Source organism: Streptomyces cahuitamycinicus, assembly GCF_002891435.1.
Classification (GTDB): domain Bacteria; phylum Actinomycetota; class Actinomycetes; order Streptomycetales; family Streptomycetaceae; genus Streptomyces; species Streptomyces cahuitamycinicus.
Map to the genome: position 1 here is coordinate 1 of NZ_POUC01000138.1, position 18328 is coordinate 18328.

The 18328-nt window shown below is 68.7% G+C and carries 15 protein-coding genes and 4 pseudogenes; 9 read left to right on the forward strand and 10 right to left on the reverse strand.

The window, feature by feature from the left end:
* Positions 1-1185: 1185 nt before the first annotated feature.
* Together C1J00_RS19745 and C1J00_RS19750 are read right to left on the reverse strand one after the other, a co-directional pair.
* Positions 1186-1416: a hypothetical protein gene (locus tag C1J00_RS19745; protein ID WP_102910397.1), complete on the reverse strand. Its 231-nt coding sequence runs from the start codon at positions 1414-1416 to the stop codon at positions 1186-1188.
* A gap of 60 nt (positions 1417-1476) precedes the next feature.
* Entirely contained in the window at positions 1477-1671 is a 195-nt protein-coding gene (locus tag C1J00_RS19750) for a double zinc ribbon domain-containing protein (RefSeq protein ID WP_102910398.1), read from the reverse strand.
* Positions 1672-1965: 294 nt separating this feature from the next.
* Here C1J00_RS19750 and C1J00_RS19755 point away from each other — a divergent pair, with 294 nt between their 5' ends.
* The 5 genes from C1J00_RS19755 to C1J00_RS19775 all read left to right on the forward strand — a co-directional run bounded on the left by C1J00_RS19755 (position 1966) and on the right by C1J00_RS19775 (position 11280).
* Positions 1966-4518, forward strand: a complete 2553-nt coding sequence (locus C1J00_RS19755; RefSeq protein WP_102910399.1) for a DEAD/DEAH box helicase — start codon at positions 1966-1968, stop codon at positions 4516-4518.
* A 383-nt stretch (positions 4519-4901) separates the two neighbouring features.
* A complete protein-coding gene (locus tag C1J00_RS19760; RefSeq protein ID WP_245936415.1) occupies positions 4902-5264 on the forward strand; it encodes a TnsA-like heteromeric transposase endonuclease subunit in 363 nt (120 codons plus the stop codon).
* A gap of 42 nt (positions 5265-5306) precedes the next feature.
* On the forward strand, positions 5307-7472 hold the full coding sequence (locus tag C1J00_RS19765) for a TnsB C-terminal domain-containing protein (RefSeq protein ID WP_245936416.1): 2166 nt from the start codon (positions 5307-5309) through the stop codon (positions 7470-7472).
* Positions 7466-8521: a TniB family NTP-binding protein gene (locus tag C1J00_RS19770; protein WP_102910401.1), complete on the forward strand. Its 1056-nt coding sequence runs from the start codon at positions 7466-7468 to the stop codon at positions 8519-8521. The genes C1J00_RS19765 and C1J00_RS19770 overlap by 7 nt, the downstream gene beginning before the upstream one ends.
* A 17-nt stretch (positions 8522-8538) precedes the next feature.
* Positions 8539-11280 carry a Helicase associated domain protein gene (locus C1J00_RS19775; protein WP_102910402.1) on the forward strand — a complete coding sequence of 914 codons (2742 nt, stop codon included), beginning with the start codon at positions 8539-8541 and terminating at the stop codon, positions 11278-11280.
* On the opposite strand, the pseudogene C1J00_RS19780 reads toward C1J00_RS19775, so the two are convergent.
* Positions 11241-12484 (reverse strand): annotated as a pseudogene (locus C1J00_RS19780) (IS3 family transposase). The gene C1J00_RS19775 and the pseudogene C1J00_RS19780 sit on opposite strands and share 40 nt — an antisense overlap.
* A gap of 111 nt (positions 12485-12595) precedes the next feature.
* Here C1J00_RS19780 and C1J00_RS48280 point away from each other — a divergent pair.
* Positions 12596-12841, forward strand: a complete 246-nt coding sequence (locus tag C1J00_RS48280) for a hypothetical protein (protein ID WP_439333414.1) — start codon at positions 12596-12598, stop codon at positions 12839-12841.
* Here C1J00_RS48280 and C1J00_RS48285 read toward each other — a convergent pair.
* Complete coding sequence (locus C1J00_RS48285) at positions 12817-13329, reverse strand: hypothetical protein (protein WP_439333415.1); 513 nt, start codon at positions 13327-13329, stop codon at positions 12817-12819. The genes C1J00_RS48280 and C1J00_RS48285 overlap by 25 nt on opposite strands.
* Between C1J00_RS48285 and C1J00_RS48290 the strand changes: the two genes are divergently transcribed.
* Positions 13237-13425: a hypothetical protein gene (locus tag C1J00_RS48290; RefSeq protein WP_439333417.1), complete on the forward strand. Its 189-nt coding sequence runs from the start codon at positions 13237-13239 to the stop codon at positions 13423-13425. The genes C1J00_RS48285 and C1J00_RS48290 overlap by 93 nt on opposite strands.
* A 66-nt stretch (positions 13426-13491) precedes the next feature.
* Positions 13492-13920 (forward strand): helicase associated domain-containing protein, encoded by a 429-nt coding sequence (locus tag C1J00_RS48295; RefSeq protein ID WP_439333416.1) that lies wholly within the window; start codon positions 13492-13494, stop codon positions 13918-13920.
* A gap of 81 nt (positions 13921-14001) precedes the next feature.
* On the opposite strand, the gene C1J00_RS45330 is transcribed toward C1J00_RS48295, so the two are convergent.
* From C1J00_RS45330 to C1J00_RS19815, 4 genes and pseudogenes are all read right to left on the reverse strand, one after another.
* Entirely contained in the window at positions 14002-15555 is a 1554-nt protein-coding gene (locus C1J00_RS45330) for an IS3 family transposase (RefSeq protein WP_180989613.1), read from the reverse strand.
* Positions 15552-15734, reverse strand: a complete 183-nt coding sequence (locus tag C1J00_RS45335) for a hypothetical protein (RefSeq protein WP_180989614.1) — start codon at positions 15732-15734, stop codon at positions 15552-15554. The genes C1J00_RS45330 and C1J00_RS45335 overlap by 4 nt, the downstream gene beginning before the upstream one ends.
* Positions 15735-16028: 294 nt before the next feature.
* Positions 16029-16139 (reverse strand): annotated as a pseudogene (locus C1J00_RS19810) (IS481 family transposase); the annotation flags it as partial.
* A 5-nt stretch (positions 16140-16144) separates the two neighbouring features.
* Positions 16145-16960, reverse strand: a complete 816-nt coding sequence (locus C1J00_RS19815) for an NAD(P)H-binding protein (RefSeq protein ID WP_102910405.1) — start codon at positions 16958-16960, stop codon at positions 16145-16147.
* Between the two features lie 85 nt (positions 16961-17045).
* Between C1J00_RS19815 and C1J00_RS19820 the strand changes: the two genes are divergently transcribed.
* Positions 17046-17468 (forward strand): winged helix-turn-helix transcriptional regulator, encoded by a 423-nt coding sequence (locus C1J00_RS19820; RefSeq protein WP_102910406.1) that lies wholly within the window; start codon positions 17046-17048, stop codon positions 17466-17468.
* Here the strand turns inward: C1J00_RS19820 and C1J00_RS19825 are convergent.
* Together C1J00_RS19825 and C1J00_RS19830 are read right to left on the reverse strand one after the other, a co-directional pair.
* Positions 17464-17750 (reverse strand): annotated as a pseudogene (locus C1J00_RS19825) (helix-turn-helix domain-containing protein); the annotation flags it as partial. The gene C1J00_RS19820 and the pseudogene C1J00_RS19825 overlap by 5 nt on opposite strands.
* Positions 17751-17878: 128 nt before the next feature.
* Positions 17879-18127 (reverse strand): annotated as a pseudogene (locus C1J00_RS19830) (transposase family protein); the annotation flags it as partial.
* Positions 18128-18328: the final 201 nt, after the last annotated feature.

Below are 18328 nucleotides of genomic sequence, written 5' to 3' on the forward strand. Positions count from 1 at the left end.
GGGTACCACATCGCTGCGCGATGTGCAAGCGAATCCCCGTGCTGCGCACGGGGATTGCGCTCCCGCTCCGCGGGAGCGCTGACTGCTTGCTGCGCAAGCAGTCCACCCGCCTTGCGTAGCAAGGCGGGTGACGCTCCGTCCGCTGCGCTCCCGGAGCTGCGGGACCTTCGGTCCCGCGAGGTGGCTTGCGCTGCGCTCCAGCCACCTGATGGCGCTGCGCGCCATGGCAACGGGCCTTCGGCCCGGGCGGCAGCAAAAGCCGGGCGGGTGGTCCTACTCGGGCTGGGTGACTGTCAAAGCCCACCGGATACTGTCACTCGAGGCGTCAACGCCCACGGTGAAAGAACCCCGCTGCACTACCCCGGGATCCATGGTCACCGAGCCCACACCCGCGCTGCCAGCAGGACAGTCCACCGAAAACTCGGCCACCCGTGCCTGCTGCGATTCCATCGTCACCGCCACACTGCCTCCGCCTTCACAGGCCACCGTGAGCACGGTCGGCAGCCCTTCCCATGCCCCACCGGACGCGACCCCGCCATCACCCGTCCACTCCGGCACCCACACCAGACCTTCAGGCCCGGGATGAGAAAGAAGACCGCCATCTGCCGCGGCCGGCACCGCCCCTGCACCCACCACCCCGAAAGCCGCCAATAACGCCACTGCTACGGTCCTGCGTCCACTCATCGCGCCTGCCCCTTCTGATGGTCTGTCACGGCCACGACAGTGTGACGCGCGGGAAGACCCCACGCATGAGTACAACGACTCATGACATCCACACGCCGCTGTGAAGCACAACCAGCTACCGGCACTCCTCCTGTGCTGTCAGGTGCGGGCCAGTCTGGCTACGAGGGCGGTTCTCGACTGGCCTCCCTGCGCCGTGCAGCCCGGTTCGCAGCTATAAGACAGATCCACATGAGGACCAGGCCGGCTGCCACCACGATGCGCACCGCACTGTCACCATCGATCACCCGCCACACCAGCAGGCCGATACTCAGGCACAGCATCGGCCAATACAGTCGCGGCCCCCAACGGTTACCTGGCCTCGTCCATGGCGGCGGAACACGAGAATCCGGGCGTTGCCCCATATGTGCCTCCCTTCCCTGGACGCCTTGCCGCCAACTACCGCAATAGACATGCCCCTTTCGCCGACTTCAGGAGCACCAGCTTGGGAGTACGGAGTCGGGCTCAGGCGTTCGCGTGGCGTGGGGCAATCACATGCCGCGGTGCAGCGTGATGTGCCGGCCTGCTCGCTGTGCTGGTCTGGATGCGCCGCAGCCACAGGGAGGCTGTGAGCAGCAGGCCGGTGAAGGCCGCCGCGGTCGCCCACAACAGGACTCCTGCCGTATAGAAGGCGCGGACCTGGCGCAGCTGGCGCTCGGCCCGCAAGGACATGAGGTGATCAGTCTTGGGTGCCATGCCGGCCCGTGTACCCCTGTGTGCGTTCCTCAGTGGGTTGGGTTCGTGCTGCTGTCTCGATCACTTTTGCTCTTGCTGCTCGGTGCGTCCTTCGAAGTCTCGTCGTACCGCTGCGCCTTGGTCCTCGATCAGCCCGGCATCGTCAGGCAGGTCCAGGACGGCGCCGCAGTGATTGCATAGTTTTCCGTCTTCGGCCGGCGTGCCGCAGGCCTTGCAGAACCGGTTTCCCTGGTCGTTTTCGGTCTTGTGTGTCATGGCTCTCCGGGTCAGGGTGGACAGTGATGGTTGTGGAGTACCCATAGCATCGGCGTTGACTCTTTCGGCGGTCTGCTTCATCTTTGATGTGAGATAGACTCTGGATTTAAATGACTCCCGGGTTCTGGGGGTCTGTGTGCCGCTGCAAGGTGGTCTTCTGTGTCCCGGAGTGGAGGCGTGAACGGGGTGTCGTGGTGGTGGCGTCGTGGCCCATGGCATGGCGGCTGCATGCTCGTTGCTCGCCTGTGGCAGATGGAATCTTTCGTCCGGCCCTGCAGAAAAGGGTAGATCGGAATGGCTGTGAAGGAACTCCGTCCCCACCAACGAGAAGCCGTGGATGCGGTACTCCGGGCACTCGAATTGCCTGCAAGATCTATTGTGCCGGAGCGGGGGCTGCGGACTCAGGTGATCATGGCAACCGGAACCGGGAAGACCCTCGTGGCCACCCGGAGCGCGGAGGAGCTCCGTGCGGGCCGTGTGCTCGTGCTCGTGCCCTCACTGGACCTGCTCGCGCAGACCGAGACCGCGTGGCGCGAGGGAGGTCGTAGCGGCCCGATGATCGGGGTGTCGTCCCTGCGAGGGGAGGATGCGGGCTTCCCGAACACCACGGACGTGGACGAGCTGGTCGCCTGGGTGCGGCCGTTCGACAAAGTGACCGTGTTCGCCACGTACGCCTCCCTCGGGCTCGGCACGCTGGAACGTGCGCACGCCGCCGGCCTTCCGGGATGGTCGCTGATCGTCGTGGACGAGGCGCACAGGGTTTCGGGCCGGATCGGGAAGCCGTGGGCGGTCGTGCACGACAACACCCGGATCCCGTCCCTGCGCCGCCTGTACATGACCGCCACGCCCCGGCTCTGGCAGCTCGACGAGGACTCCGAGCAGGGCGCGCCGGGTGAACTGGTGGCCTCGATGGAAGATGATGCCAACTCGCCGTTCGGCAGCAGGGCGTTCACTTTGACGCTCTCGGAGGCCATCGACAGGGGATTTTGTGCCCCCTACCAGGTCGTGTGCCTGGACATCACCGACACCCAGCTCCAGGCCGCCCAGCTCCTGGGCGAGGACGCGCGCTCCGAGCAGGTGCGCGGGGCACGGCTCGCCGCCCTGCAGACCGCCCTGGTGAAAGCCTCTGCGGAGGAAGGCTTTCGGCGCGCTCTCGTCTTCCACCACATGGTCAAGGAGGCCGAAGCCTTCGCAGCCGGCCTCCCCCACGTCGCCGAGCGACTGCGCGACGCCGATCCGGAGCTGTACCCGAAGGCGATCTGGGCCAACTGGCTGTGCGGCGAGCACAAACCACTCCACCGGCGCCGCGTCCTTGACGAGTTCTCCAGGGGTATCGCTGCTGACGGCACGGTCGTGGAGAAGACGTTCCTCGGGTCCGTTCGCGTGCTCGGCGAGGGCATCGACACATCCCAATGCGACTCCGTGTACTTCGCGGACGTACGCGGCTCCATGCCCGACCTCGTCCAGGCCGTCGGCCGCGCCCTGCGGATGCAGCCCGGCGAGGGAAAAACGGCGTCACTGGTCGTGCCGGTCCTGCTCGGGCCCGGAGAGACGGCCGACAACATGCTCACCAGCCGGGCGTACGGCGGCCTGGCCAAGCTCTTGGAGGCGCTGCGGGCGCACGATGCCCGCATCGTCGAACAGCTCGCCGAGCAACAAGCACAGAGCCGCGTCAGGGGCGTACAGAGCCGCAGCGGAGAGGAAGGCGAGGGAGCCGAGAGCGACCGAAGCGACCGACTGTCGGTGCCGGCCCGGGAGCTGTTGAAGTTCTCCACACCGCGCGACCCCGCGCAGCTGGCCGCCTTCATCAACCTTCGTGTCCTGCACCCCGAACACCAGCACTGGCGACGCGGCATCGAAGCCGCCACCCTCTACCAACGGCTCCACGGCGACCTTAAAGTGCCCTTCACCTACCGCGTCCCCGGCAGCGGGAGCGAGGAGGCGGAAGCCGAAGGGTGGCCGGCCTTCCTCGCCGCCTTCCCACTGGGGCAGTGGATCGCCGACGCGCGACGCTTCTACACCCGCGGCGACATGGACGAAGACCGCATCGAGCAGCTGGAGAAGCTGGGCATGGTCTGGTCGCACTTCGACGTCGCGTGGGAAGAGGGCCTGACCGCCGCCCGTGGATGGGCCGCCGAGGCCGGCCACCTCCTGGCCCCACTGGACGCCACCCACCAGGGATACCGGGTGGGCATCTGGCTGAAGAACGCACGGGCCGCCGCACGGAAGGCCGCCGAGAACGAGCAGAGGCGTGCCGAGGGGCTTCCGGTGCAGTCGTCGGCCGGGGCCCTGTCGGAGGAGCGGCGCGAGCAGTTGGAGGAGATCGACGCGTCCTGGTGCCCGAGCTGGCCGGTGACATGGCAGCGGTGCTTCCACCTCGTGCGGATGCACCTGGACGCGGGCGAGGCGCTGCCCACCATGGCGGGCGAGGTCCTGCGCCAGGGCGAGGATCTGGGGCGGTGGGTGCAGTCGGTGCGGCTGGGGTGGGACCGGCTCACGACCGTGCAGCAGTGGCTGTGTGAGCAAGTCCTCGGCATCCAACCCGCCACCGACGACGAAAAGCCGACCCCGCGCCGCACGCAGGCAGACAAGTGGGCCATGAACTACGAGGCCGCCAAGCAGTTCTACGAGCGCGAAGGACACCTTCAGGTCCCGAGGAAGTGGGTCGAGCGGATCGTCGGCGAGGACCAGAAGGAGCGGGCTCTCCGCCTCGGGGCATGGATCGGCAACCAGCGGAGCAGGGCCACGACGCTCACCCCGGAGCGGATCGAGCAGCTCTCCGCCATCGGCATGCGGTGGGCGTCACATGGGCGTGACGGAGTAGGTCGCCATGTGCCCATTACCTGATGGGCTGCTCGTCGGTTGATGGTGCGTGTGGCAGCAAGGCTCCTCGGCGCACCTGGCGGTCGCTGATCCAGGTTCGTACAGCGCCCGTTTCCTGGATCCGTACGGTGGAGAACAGCGGATGCCGTGGGGCGAGGCCGCTCGTGTCGTCCGTCTGGAGGACTGCGGTCCGGTACGTCCGTTTCCCGTGCGATCTGGCCGTCGTTTCGCGCCGGGCTGGTGGTGGTCGGCTGCCACCGGGCGACTGGTGCACTACGGGTCGGGTGTCATGCGCACCCAGGTGATGCTGCTGGACCGTGATCCTTCGGTCATGGCGATGGCGTGCCGCCCTGTAGAGCTGTCCTGGCGGGGATCTGATGGGACCGGGGTGTCGCGTGCCGCATCTGATGGCACGGTTCAGCGACGGCGGTGGTCTGCTGCTCGACTGTGCCGGACGAGGGGAGATCTCTCCCCGGCTCGCACACCGTGCTGACGTCATGGCAGCGGCGGCACGTGCGGTGGGATGGCAGTACTGGGTCGCCTCGCCTCCCGAACCGGTTGTCGCTGCCAACCTGGGCTGGCTGTCGGGATACCGGCACCCTCGCTACCGGGACACCGCGCTCTTGGAAGAGGCGGTGCGGGTCTTTGCCCGTCCTCGGCCGCTGGTCGAAGGGGCACGTGACCTCGGGGACACCATCAAGGTTCTCCCGGCCCTCTTCCATGCCCTATGGACCGGGGCGCTGTCAGCCCCGCTGAGAGCCCTTGCATGAACGGGTGACCGTGACAGCAGGCCCGGGCGAGTGGGCGTCTGCGTGACGGCGGCAGTACTCGAGGTGGGGAGCCAGGTGCGGTTCGAGGACCGCACCTGGACGGTGGTGATGCTCGAAGGGACCCGTGCCAGGCTGGTCGACTCGGACAACTCCACGGCAACGGTGCTGGTGAGCTATCTGTTCGCCGCTCCTGACTTCGAACTCTTAGGAACGGCCCGCCCCCAGGTGCCTCCGTTCGGGCTCCTGGAGGAACTGCCTGTGAAGGCACGCGAGCGTGCTGAGGCCTGGGAGCGGCACGTGCGCGAGGTGGAGACCGGCCTTCCGGTGCCGGGGCAGGGCGGTGTGCCGCGGGCGGAGTTCGATCCGGCGCAGCGGACTGTGGCGGAACGGGAGGAGGCCAAGGCAGCGGAGTTGACCGCGGCGGGGCAGCCGACGAGTGCGGTGACCGTGCGGCGGATGCGGGCCCGTTACCGCGAGAAGGGGCTGTGGGGGCTGGTCGACCAGCGCACGGCGCGTAGGCGTTCTGTGGTGGGCCGGGCCGATGAGCGTGTGGTCGCTGCGATCACTCAAGTGCTGGAGGCGCAGCGGGAACGCTCCAGTGGCACGCTGAGCCGGCTGCGGCGCATGGTCGGGTGGGTTCTGGAGGAAACCCACGGTCCCGGCGCGGTGGAGGTGCCGCCGGTGACGACGTTCAACCGGCTGGTGCACGCGCTCGCCGACGGCCATGGACTGCTGGGGTCGGCGGCACAGCAGCGGCGGCGCGCGTCGCGGCCGGCCCCTCCCTTCACACCGACCGTGACGCTGCGGCCGGGTGAGCTGGTGATGCTGGACAGTACGCCGCTGGATGTGCTGGTGGTGCTCGCCGACGGGGTGACGGGGTCGGTCGAGTTATCGATCTCGTTGGACGTAGCAACGCGCAGTATCTGTGCCGCGGTGGTGCGTCCGGTGGGCACAAGATCGGTGGATGCGGCGGTTCTGCTGGCGCAGATGGTCACGCCCATGCGGATGCGCCCGGGGTGGGAGACGGCGCTGGCGATGTCCCGGTCCGTCATCCCCTATGAGCGGCTGGTGTCGTTGGATGCGCGGCTAGAAGGGGCAGCGGCCCGGCCGGTGATCATGCCGGAGACGGTGGTGGTCGACCTAGGTGCGGTGTTTGTCTCCCATTCCTTCATTGCCGCGTGCGAGAGCCTGGGGGTGTCCGTTCAGCCCGCGCCGCCGGCCAACGGCCCGGCCAAGGGCCATGTCGAGCGGACGTTCCGCACCATCGGGGACCGGTTCTCCCAGTACGTGGCCGGATACAGCGGCTCGGATGTCACCCGGCGCGGCACGCGCGTTGAGGACGAGGCGTGCTGGACGCTTGCGCAGGTGCAGGACCTGCTGGATGAGTGGCTGGTCACCGACTGGCAGCACCGCCCGCACGCGTCGCTGCGCCATCCGCTGGCGCCGAAGCTCGCCCTGTCGCCGAATGAGATGTGGGGCGCGCTCGTGGGAGTCACCGGCTATGTCCCGGTGCCGCTGAGCGGGGACGACTGCATCGAGCTCATGCCCGTCAAGCGGGTGGCCATCAACGACTACGGCATCCGCTTCGACTACCGCACCTACGACCACAAGGTCCTCAATCCGCACCGCGGGGACCGGTCGGGCGCGCCGGACGGCAGATGGGAGGTGCACCACAACCCCTACGACCCGAATCAGATCTGGGTGCGGCTGCCCACCGGGTGGGAAGAGGTGCCGTGGATCCACCGCGGCTGTGTCAGCCTGCCCTTCACCGACTTCACCTGGCAGCACGTCCGTGCCGCAGTCGAGCGCCGTGGCGACCGCGTCGAGCACGAGCGGCAGCTCGCCCAGGCCCTGGACCGCCTCCTGCGGCGTGCGAGCAACGGTGCCGGGACCCGCCGCGAGCAGACGGTGGCGGCGCGCGCCAGCGCCGCAGCGTCCCTGGCCCGACCGGCCGTGCCGCAGGCGGTCCCGGACCCCGTGGCGGCTCCGGCCCTCTCCTACGGCCTGGTGGGTGCCTTCACACCGCTGGAAGAAGAAGATCAGCAAGGGGAGGCAGGGTTCGAGGACGGCTGGGACGAGGACGACGACCTGCTGCCCGGCCCCGCTGACGCCGATGAGCCTGCCGGAAGCGGAGGGCCAGACTCCCCCGCCCGCGTTCCGCGCCCGTCCCGGATCTATGACGCCTACCAGGAAGCAGCACAGTGGTGACAGACGCCCCTGCCGACAGCACCCTTCACGACGGAGCGAGGGCTGCGGCGTACGCGCCGCCGACCACGCGAGATGGCTGGCAGCAGTTCGTCGCCGCTCCCCCGCTGCAGCCTCATCCGGCCGCCGATGAGGACTGGTCGCTTAAGGAGCGGCTGGACTACCACTCCCGGTTCGTGGTGCTGACCACCCCGGCCATGGAACGCATCTCCCTGTCGCTGCGGCGTCTGATGCTCCTCAACCGCCGCCAGCAGGGCACCGCACGCCGCGGCCTGATCGTCTCCGGGCCGCCCACCACCGGCAAGACCACCACCCTGCTGGAAATGGGCCGCACCTTCGAACTCGCCGAGCAGCGCCGGCACCCCGGCAGCGCGGACCGTCTGCCCGTGGTCTTCCTGGCCGTGCCACCGGCCTCCACACCCAAGATGCTGGTCAGCGAGTTCGCCCGGTTCCTCGGCATCCCCATCGCGATCCGCATGAACCAGGCACAGATCACCGACGCCGTCTGCCACCTGCTGTGCCTCCTGGAGACGAAGCTGGTCCTCGTGGACGACGTCCACCTGCTCGACACCCGCACCCGGTCCGGCGCGAAGACCTCCGACCAGATGAAGCACCTCGGCGAGCGCATCCCCGCCACCTTCGTCTACGCCGGCGTCGACGTCGAAGCCTCTCCCCTGCTGACCGGGCCGCGTGGCGCCCAGCTCGCCGGCCGCTTCACGCTGATCCGCAACACCGCGCTGCCCTGCGCCACTGAAGAGCAACGCGAGATCTGGCGTTCTCTGGTCACCGACATGGAGCAAGCCCTGCGCCTGCGCCACCACACCCCGCACACCCTGGCGCGGCACGCCGACTACCTCCACCAGCGCACCGGCGGTGTCATGGGCAGCCTCTCCCACCTCATCCGCGAAGCCGCCCTGACCGCCCTGCTCGACGGCAGCGAAAGGATCACCAAGAAGCTCCTGGTCGGCATCCAGCTCGACATCCGGGCCGAACAGCAAGCCCGCCCGCCCAGAAAACGCCTCCCTCGCCCGCGCAGCCACAGCGGATCCTGACGGAGGCCGGAGCAGCGGTGACGCAGGCCACCAGCGGGCAGCAGGTGCAGCCCTGCGAGCGCGAGCAGCCCGAACTCTTGGGGCACAGAGAGGCTTTGGGTGCGGTGCGGGTAGCGCCGCTGCACGGCGAGACGACGCTGTCCTACCTGAGCCGAGTCGCCTCCCGCTACCGGCTCACGGCCAAAGAACTCATCGGCGCACTCGTGGACGTGGGACGGCGTCCCAACCTCTTCACCGTGCGGCCCGACGGCGAAGTCGTCTTCAACACCGAGGCCCGGACGGTGGTCGCCGCCTTCTGCCGCATGCCCGAAGAACACCTGCGCCACGCCCTTCCCGCCTGGGGCCGGGAGGTTCCCTCGAGCAGGCTGGGAAGCGGGCCGGCCGCCTGGGTCCGCACCGCAGCCACGATCCTGCCGACCGGCCCCGGCTGCCGGACCTGCACCGCGAAAGCCACACAGGGCCCGGAAGAAGCACGCCTCTACCTCCTGCCGCACGCACGGGTATGCGTCAAACACCAGTGCTGGATGCTGGAAACACCCGTCGCCGACGAAGCGACGGCCGGCCCCGGGCAGCTGGACGTTCGGCACGTGCCGCAGATCGCCGCGGCCCAGCGCCGTCATGCACGGCTGCTGCGGCGCACACCGCACGCCGGCGAAGCGTTCGCTGTGGCGCAGGCGGTGACAGCGTCGTGGGGGGACGAGGCCTGGCCGGAAGAGACCATCTGGCCCGACCGGCTGCGGTCGACGGCCTTGGGTAACGACCTCGCCTGGCGCGTAGCAGCGCGGGATGCGGTGACCTACCCGGAAGCCGTCACGCTGGCCACGGCCCTGGCCGATGCGGGCGTGCAGCAGCAACTGCTCGACGAGGCGGGTTGGCATCAACCGCACTCGCTCGCCGACGTCCCCCGCCTCGTCGGCGAACTGGCCCGGCGTCTCGAGCGGCCGTGGATCGCCGGCCGCCTCGCTGCGGTCACGACAGGGCCGCTGAACGCGTGGGTGCGCGCCTGCGTCCGCAGCCAAGCCGGGCACAAACCGAAGACGCGGAACATGTGGCGCATCTCCCCGCCTCACCGGCCCACCCCGGTTTCCCAGCTCCTGGCGCAAAGCAGCAACCGGGGCGAGACACCCGTGCAGACCGAGCCTGCGTCGCTCCCAGACAGCGCCGAAGACGCGGCCCGGGGGTTCGCACGTGGGCTGCGCCATGCCCGTGCCTACGCCGCCGAGCACGGCCACCTGTGCGCGCCCAACACAGTGCAGATGGAAGGCTTCGCCATCGGCCTGTGGCTCGCCAACCAGCGCTCCGCAGGACCCGAACTCGCTCCCGACCGCGCCGCCGCCCTCGACACCCTCGACCCGTGGTGGAACCCGCCCTGGAACCTGTGGTGGCAGCGCATCTACCACCGCGCCAAGGCACTGGTGAAGGCCGGGCAGCCGCTCACGCCCGAACACGGCTTCCCCGGCACCACGGAAAATCTCGGCACCTGGCTCTACGAACAGTGCACCACCTACAGCAGCCTCCACCCCGGACAGCAGCGCCTCCTCGCCGACCTCGGCATCACGCAGGAACGGGCGCGTGGCGCAGCGCCCAGGCGCCGGGATATCAAGGCAGCCCGGCGCACCGCCCTGGACCATGCCCGCGCCTACGCCGGCGAGCACGGCCACCTGTGTGCTCCCACCTCCGCACGCCAGGACGGTTTCGCCATCGGCAAATGGCTGCACAGCCAGCGGGTGCGCGCACGACGCGGCCAGCTCGACCCCGCTCTGAACCAGGCGCTGACCGGCATTGACTCCTGGTGGAGCCCGCCCTGGCCCACCGACTGGCAGCGCGAGCACCACCATGCTCACGCCGCCGTCGCCGCGGGCACCCTCCTCGACCCCGAAGCCGGGTTCCGGAACTTCGATGACCGCATCGCGCAGTGGCTGTACGCCCAGTGTGTCAACTACACCGCCCTCCAGCCCGGCCAGCAGCACCTCCTGGCCCGCCTCGGCCTCACCGAACCCGTAGCGGACACCGCCGTGCCCGACCCGGCCACCCGGCATCCCGCCATGGAGACAGGGCTGCACTACGCCCGTACCTGGGCAGCCCAGCACGGCGCCCTCGACATCCCCCACACCGTCCGACACTCAGGTTTTCCCCTCGGCCGCTGGCTCGCCAGGCAACGGCATCAAGCCAACCTCCACCGCGAACTCTTCGACACCCCCTGGCCGCACGAGGAACACCTCGCCCGCATCGACCCGTACTGGAACCCGCCCTGGGGCATGAAATGGCAACGCCGCTACCAGGCCGCCCGCACACAACTCACCCTCGGCCAAAACCTCGCCCCCGAGGAGGGCTTCCCCGGCACACCGGACTGGACCGGGCAGTGGCTGTACAGCCAGTGCGCCGTCTACGACGACCTCCACCCCCGCCAGCAGCACCTCCTCGCTGACCTCGGCCTCACCGCCGAAGGCGCCCACACCGCCCTACCCCGCCGCAACACCCAAGCCGCCTCCTTCGCCGCCGGCCTCACCCACGCCCGCGCCTGGGCCCAGGAACACGGCAACCTCACCGTCCCCGAACCCGCCCGCCACGACGGCTACCGCCTCGGCACCTGGCTGCGCACCCAACGCCGTCGCGCCAGCCGCGGAAAACTGCCCACCGGCCGCATCAAAGCCCTGGAAGCTATCGATCCCCACTGGAACCCGGCGGGAGGACTGAACCGCTCCGGGATCGGTGGACTCTATGCGTTGACTCCAGCCGCCGGTCGGGGCTGGTGTTGAGCGTAGTGGTTGGTTTCGTGCTCGTGGGGCGGGATGTCTCCGATCGCGGTGTGGAGGCGCTGGTTGTTGAACCAGTCGACCCATTCCGCGGTGCCGAGTTCGACGTCTGCGAGGCCGTGCCAGGGCTTGCGGGGTTTGATCAGCTCCGTTTTGTAGAGGCCGATCTGGGATTCCATGAGCGCGTTGTCCAGGGCGTCGCCGACGGTGCCGATCGAGGCGTCGATGCCGACCTCGAGGAGGTGCGCGGTGAACGCGAACGACGTGTACTGACTGCCGGCGTCCGAATGATGAACCAGCCCCGGGCCAGCGGGAGTTCAGGCCCGGTCGCGGCGCCACAACGCCATGTCGAGGGCGTCGAGGACGAGCTTGGCCCGCTTGCCGGTGGCGGCGGACCAGCCGACGACCGCCCGGGAGAAGACGTCCACGACGAACGCAACGTAGACGATCCCGGACCAGGTGGCGACGTAGGTGAAGTCCGCGACCCATCGCTCGTTCGGTCGGGATGCGGTGAAGTCGCGTTGCAGCAGGTCGGTGGCCCGATCATGGCCGTCGTCCCGGACAGTGGTGCGGATCTTCTTCCCTCGCCGGGCGCCCTCCAGGCCCAGGTCGCGCATCAGCCGTGCGACGGTGCAGCGGGCCACCGGTATGCCCTCGCGATGTAGTTGCCGCCAGACTTTCCGGACGCCGTAGACGCTGAAGTTGTCCCTGTGGACGCGGCTGATCTGCATCTTCAGCTCAGTGTCGCGGACTGCCCGGGTGCTGGGGGCGCGGTCTTTCGCCGCGTAGTAGGTGCTCGTTGCGATCTTCAGTCCGTGGCTGGTCAGGACTCGGCAGATCGGCTCGACTCCGAACACCTGGCGGTGTGCGTCGATGAACGCTACGAGCGCTTCGCTGGCCGGCCGAGCTCGGCCGCGAAGAAAGCTGATGCCGCCCTGAGGATCTCGTTCGCCCTCCGCAGTTCGGCGTTCTCCGCCTTCAGGCGCTTGATCTCCGCAGCCTCGTCCGAGGTCACACCCGGACGCTGGCCGGCATCGACTTCGGCCTTGCGGACCCAGGTCCGCACCGTCTCAGCGGCCCCGATGCCCAGCTTCGCGGCGACCGCCTTCATCGCGGCCCACTCCGTCGGGTAGTTGGGGCGGATCTCCGCGACCATGCGCACCGCACGCTCACGAAGCTCGAAAGGGTAGGGGGACGGACGTGCCATGACTCGATCCTCTCAGGGAATCGAGCCTCCATCAGACCCGGAGCGGTTCAGAACGAACGAACCGCGACACTACGGCTGCAGCCCGGCGAGGGCAAGGTCGCGTCCCTCGTCGTGCCCGTCCTGCTCGGGCCCGGCGAGACGGCGGACAACAGGCTCACCTCGAGGGCGTTCGGCGGCCTGGCGAAGCTGCTCGAAGCACTCAGGGCACACGACGCCCGCGTGGTGGAGCAACTCGCCGAGCAACAGGCGCAAAGCCGGTCCAGGGGCGTGCAAAGCCGCTCGGGCGGCGAGGAAGGCGAGGGAGCCGCGAGCGACCGAAGCGACGTGGTCTGTCAGTACCGGCCAGAGAGCTGCTGACATTCAGCACCCCCCGCGACCCCACCCAGCTGGCCGTCTTCATCAACCTGCGCGTCCTCAACCCCGAACACCAGCACTGGCGACGCGGCATCGAAGCCGCCGCCCTCTAGCACCGGCTCCACGGCAACCTGAAAGTCCCCTTCACCTACCGCGTCCCCGACCGCAGCGACCAGGAAGCGGAAGCCGACGGATGGCCGGTCTCCCTCGCCTCCTTCCCGCTGGGGCAGTGGATCGCCGACGCCAGGCGCTTCGACGCCCGCGGAGACATGGACGAAGACCGCATCACGCAGCTGGAGAACCTCGGCATGATCTGGTCCCACTACGACGTCGCCTGAGAAGAAGGACTCGCCGCGGCGCGCGGGTGGGCCGAGGAGAACGGACACCTGCTCGCCCCGCTGAACGCCACCTACCAGGGCTACCGCGTGGGCATCTTTCTGAAGAACGCCAGGGCCGCCGCACGACGGGCCGCCGAAAACGAGCAGCGACATTCCGAAGGGCTGCCCGTGAGGTCGGCAGCCGGGGCGCTGTCGGAGGAACGGCGCGAGCAGCTGGAGGAAATCGACCCGTCATGGTGCCCGGCCTGACCGGTGGAATGACAGCGCGCCTTCCATCTAGCCCGCCTGCACCTGGAGGCCGGCGGCACGCTGCCGATGGAGCCGGGTGAGGTCGTGCACCAGGGCGAGGACCTCGGGCGACGGGTGCGCTCGGTCCGGATGGGACGGGACAAGCTCACAGGCGTCCAGCAGTGGATGTGCGAACACATCCTCGGCATCCAACCCGCCACCCAAAACGAGAAACCCAAACCACGGACCAGCCAAGCCGCCAAATGGGCCCTCAACTACCAGGCCGCCCGCCAGTTCTACCAACGCGAAGGACACCTTCGCGTACCCCGCAAACACATCGAACCGATCATCGTCGGCAGCCGGGACGGGGAGACGGGCGGCCGCGAGGACGGTAAGGACCAGGAGCAGCGGGAGATCAAGCTGGGGGCATGGATCAGCAACCAGCGCAGGAGAGCCGCCACACTCACCCCCGAACGCGTAGAACAACTCTCCGACATCGGCATGCGGTGGGCATAGCCCGCTCTGTCATCGGCGCTCTCCTGGGGCTCTCGTAGCCGACGCCAGTTGGTGCTGGCACGGGAATCCCGGAAACGGCGGTCAGGGGGCAAACAGCGTGGGAGGACTGAAGTCACGGGCTGGGATGCCGGCCTGTCGACTGGCCGCTTGGAGGGGCGGACGTGTGGCATATCGAGCAGGGGCTGGAGCAGGCGTTGCGCACCCGGCCCGTTCCCTTGAGCACCGAGGCTCGCCTGCGGTTTCTGCTGGCAGCACATCGGCATTCCACCCGGAGGGTGGCCGCAGCCTTGGGGTGTCGCAGCGCGCCGTGCAGAGGTGGGTGACGCAGAAGTCCGGAGCGCGTCGCCCGGCGGGTCCGCTGTATGTCCGGGCGATCGAGGAAGCGGTCCTGGCTCGCTGGCAGCCCCGGATACGGGCCCGCCGACGTGCCCAGGCCGAAGCGGAGGGCTTCGCCTTCCGCACCAGGGCGCGATTCGGGTTCGCTGCTGCGGCCGGCCCTTGGACGATCCGCGGGTGCGTTGGATCACCCAGTACCTGCCGGGAGAGGTAGCCCGGGAGCTGTTCGCCGCCCGGGACGCCGGTGCGGGCGAGCAGTAGCAGCAGTTGGTGATCCTCGCCCGCGCGCTGGGGCATGCCTACTTCCGCGACGGGGGCCGCCGCGCCCACGGCCTGCAGATCGCCTTCAGCGACCTCGAGTTCGCCGACTTCTCGATCGGATGAGCCTGCCCCTGTGATCGGACGCGTCAGGGCGTTCAGCGCCGCGAGGGCCTGGCGCGTACGGCCAGCATCGCTTCGTGCCTCTTGGCCTCCTGCCGCTCGCGCCAGTCCCACTCCACACGGCCGGCCGTGCCGTGGCGACGGGCCGCAGGTGGCTGGGGCGGGCGCAGCCTGGCCGTCTCCGCCACGCGCACCGGAGGGCACGGTTGCCCGGCGCGGCGAACAATTCCTGGTCCTCGCCGGGAACGAGCCGGGCGAGCAGGCCGCCGCCCGCACGCCCGCCTGGCGGCAGGCGTCGGCGAACGCCCGGCTCGTGTACTGGGAGCCGTGGTCGGTGTGCAGGACGGCGTCGGCGAGGCTGCCGCGGCACCGCTCGGCGGCGGCCAGGGCATCGATGACGAGTTCGGAGCGCATGTGGTCGGTGATCGCCCAGCCCGCCAGGCGCCGGGAGGCGAGGTCGATGACCGTGGCCAGATACAGGAACTCGCCGGACAGCGGCAGATAAGTGATGTCGCCGACGTACTTCGTGTTCACCACCGCGGCGGTGAAGTCGCGGCTGATGAGGTCCGCCGCCTTCGCGGCGGCCGGGTCCGCGATGGTGGTGCGGTGCTTGCGGCGCAGCCGCAGTCCGGCCAGGCCGATCCTGCGCATGACCCGCGCGACCCTTTTGTGGTTGACCCGCTCGCCGTCCTCGCGCAGTTCGGCAGTGATGCTCGGGGCGCCATAGGTGCCGTCCGAGTCCTGGTGAACCTTGCGTATCCGGGCGGCGAGCTTCGCGTCAGCCGCCTGAGGGGCTGCCCGGTCGGCTGCGGTCCTGCGCCAGTAGTAGAAGCTTGAGCGGGCGATGCCGAGGATGGTGCACAGCCGCTTCACGCCGTAACGGCGCTGATGGTCGGCGACGAACTGGAAGCGGTTCACCAGCGCGTCTCCCCGGCGAAATACTTCGCCGCCTTACGCAGGATCTCGCGCTCTTCCTCCAGCTCACGGACGTCGACCACCGTTCCGACCTGTACGCGACGGGCTGCCTGCTCTACGAACTCCTCGCGCTGCGCCCGCCGTTCACCGGCGAGACCCCGCTGTCGGTGGTCTACCAGCACTTGCGCAGGGCCGCGTTCTCCGCTTCCAGCGGCGTGGGGCGGTTCCGTCGGCACCTCCGTCCTGCGTCCCCGGGGCCGGTTTGCCCCGGCCGCCCGTACCCAGTTGCGCAGAGTCTCCGGATTGACTCCCAGATCGGCGGCGACCTACCTGATCGTCGCGCTCCGGGCCGCGACTGGTACAGCGCGACCGCGTCCGCCTTGAACTCCGGCGGGTAGTGCTTCATGACCACAAGATGTCCGTCCTCAGATCCTCAAGATCCAGGTCTCAAGTGTCCAAGATCCGGAGTCAAGGCCTGACCGCGAGATGCCCATCTCAGCTGCCACGTGGGCGATAGGACGGGTAAGGCAGCGTTCGACCAGCCGCCGACGACCTTCCAGGGACAGCGGTGCGTTGTGATGAACCATTCGCGTCAGCGTGCGCCGGGACGCATCGCGGCCGCTGTGCTCGCGGCAACTGCCAGTGCGTCGGCGAGTGGTCGGTCGAGCAGCATCTCGAGGTCCGGACTGGAGTTGCTGAGGATCCCATGGCGGACGCTGGTGGCGATGGAGGCGAGCATCGGCGGCTGGAACGGCAGCAGTGCGTCGTCCGCGAGGAGCCGGGCACGGTACTCACTCAGTCCAATGGTTTGGTGTGCGACATTGAGACGCTCGGCGACGTCACCGGCGGTAATCGGGTCACCGACCAGTTCGTAGGTCTTGCCGGCATGCGCGGTCGGATGGCTGGCAACGATGGCTGCGGCTGCGGCCAGGTCCGCCCGAGCCACCGCAGAGAGCGCACCATCGCCAAAGGCTGACTCCACGCCGTCGGGTGTCCACGTCAGCAGCGCTCCGAACAGCTCGGCGTAGAGCCCGTTGCGCAGGATCGTCCACGCGAGGCCGCTTGCCTTGACCAGGTCCTCCGTCGCACGATGGGCGAGCGCGAACCCGAGGTGCTCCCCGCTGCCGGTCAGGCTGGTGTAGATCACGTGCACGATGCCGTCGCGGACCGCTGCGTCGAGAAGGGTCCGGTGACGAGCGATGACCTTGTCGTCCTCGGCGTACCCGGCCGAGACCAGGACCAGCGTCGAGACACCGGTGAGGTCCAGGCTGGTGAGGTCGTCGAAGTCCAGGTGACACTGTCCGTCGGCGGGTGTTCGGCTACCACCCAAGGCGGGCACCTTCCGATCGGCCAAATCCTGGAGCGTAAGGGAGGCGAGCTGTCCGTTCGCGCCGGTCACCATGATCATTGCGGTTCCATCTCCTACCGTGGTTCTCTTCAGTAACTACGGTGATCCTGAACCGGCCGTGGTCGGCCCACAAGGAGGCAGTTTGATGTCAGTGACGCACACCGGTGTAACCGCTGCACCCGCAGAGCTGGAACCGTGCGGGCAACCACACCACCCCGACTGCGGAATCCGCGACGTTCTCGACCGAGTGGGCGACAAGTGGTCCGTCCTCGTGATCGTCGAGCTTGCGAACGGGGCGCGGCGCTTCCGGCAACTTCAGCGGGCCATCGATGGAATTTCCCAGCGGATGCTGACACTGACCGTGCGCCGGCTGGAACGCGATGGGCTGGTGCTTCGGACCGTCTACCCAACCGTGCCTGCCCAGGTCGACTACCGACTCACCGAGACCGGTGCAAGTCTGACCCACCTCGTCAAGGCACTGGCCGACTGGTCACTCGAGCACCGAGACACCATCGCCCATGCCCGCCAGGCTTACGACGCGCAGCATCCCGACAACGAGATCCGATGACCGTGGGCGTCAACAACGTCATGACCCGCAGCAGTCCGGGCGCCCGGCGGGACAGATGGCCGACGACGGCGGTGACGTAGGCGTGGGCAGTGCCGACGGATATGCCGAAACCGGCGGCGATCCGGGTGAGGGTGTCGTGCCGGCGAAGGTAGACCAGGCCGACGAGAGCACGCTGGTGAGGACGGAGCTTGCAGCGGCGGTCACCCTCACGGTGACGATGAGCATGGTTACCCACTCGACCAGGGCGTGCGGGAGGTCGAGTGCGGCAGGATAGGGACCCAAAGAGGCTCCTGCGCTGATGAGTTGAGACGTCGAACACCTCTCTCAACGGCACAGGGGCCTCGTGCGTTGCGGGAGGCCACCTCGTCACCCGACCGGTGGCCACTCTGAAAACGCTCAGTGAACCTCTTTCATCCTGAATAGCTGCAGGAAAGCAGTGTGTGGACAGCCTGGACGATGGTGCCGATACGGCGGGTGGAGCATCTGGTCCGGCGGAGCAGTCGCCAGGACTTCAGCTAAGCGAAGGCGCGTTCGCCGGGTGCTCGGAGACGGGCGTGGTCGCGGTTGAACTGCTGGTAGTGCTCGGGCTGTTCGCTGTGGTGGTAGTAGGGGGTTCGAAATGTGGCGCCGGCGCCCTGGTAGGCGCGGTCGGCGAGAACCGCAGCCGCCGGTCCAGGTGGCGAGGAGTGTCTGCAGTTCCCGGACTACTTGGTAGAGGCTCAGTCCTGCGGCATGACCTTCCCCTCGTAGCGTAGAGACCCTGACTGCAGGGGAAGTTGAGGGTCATGGCAGGCAAGAGGCGGAAGTTCGACGCGGAGTTCCGTGAGGGGGCTGTGCGGATCGTCGCCGAGACCGGCAAG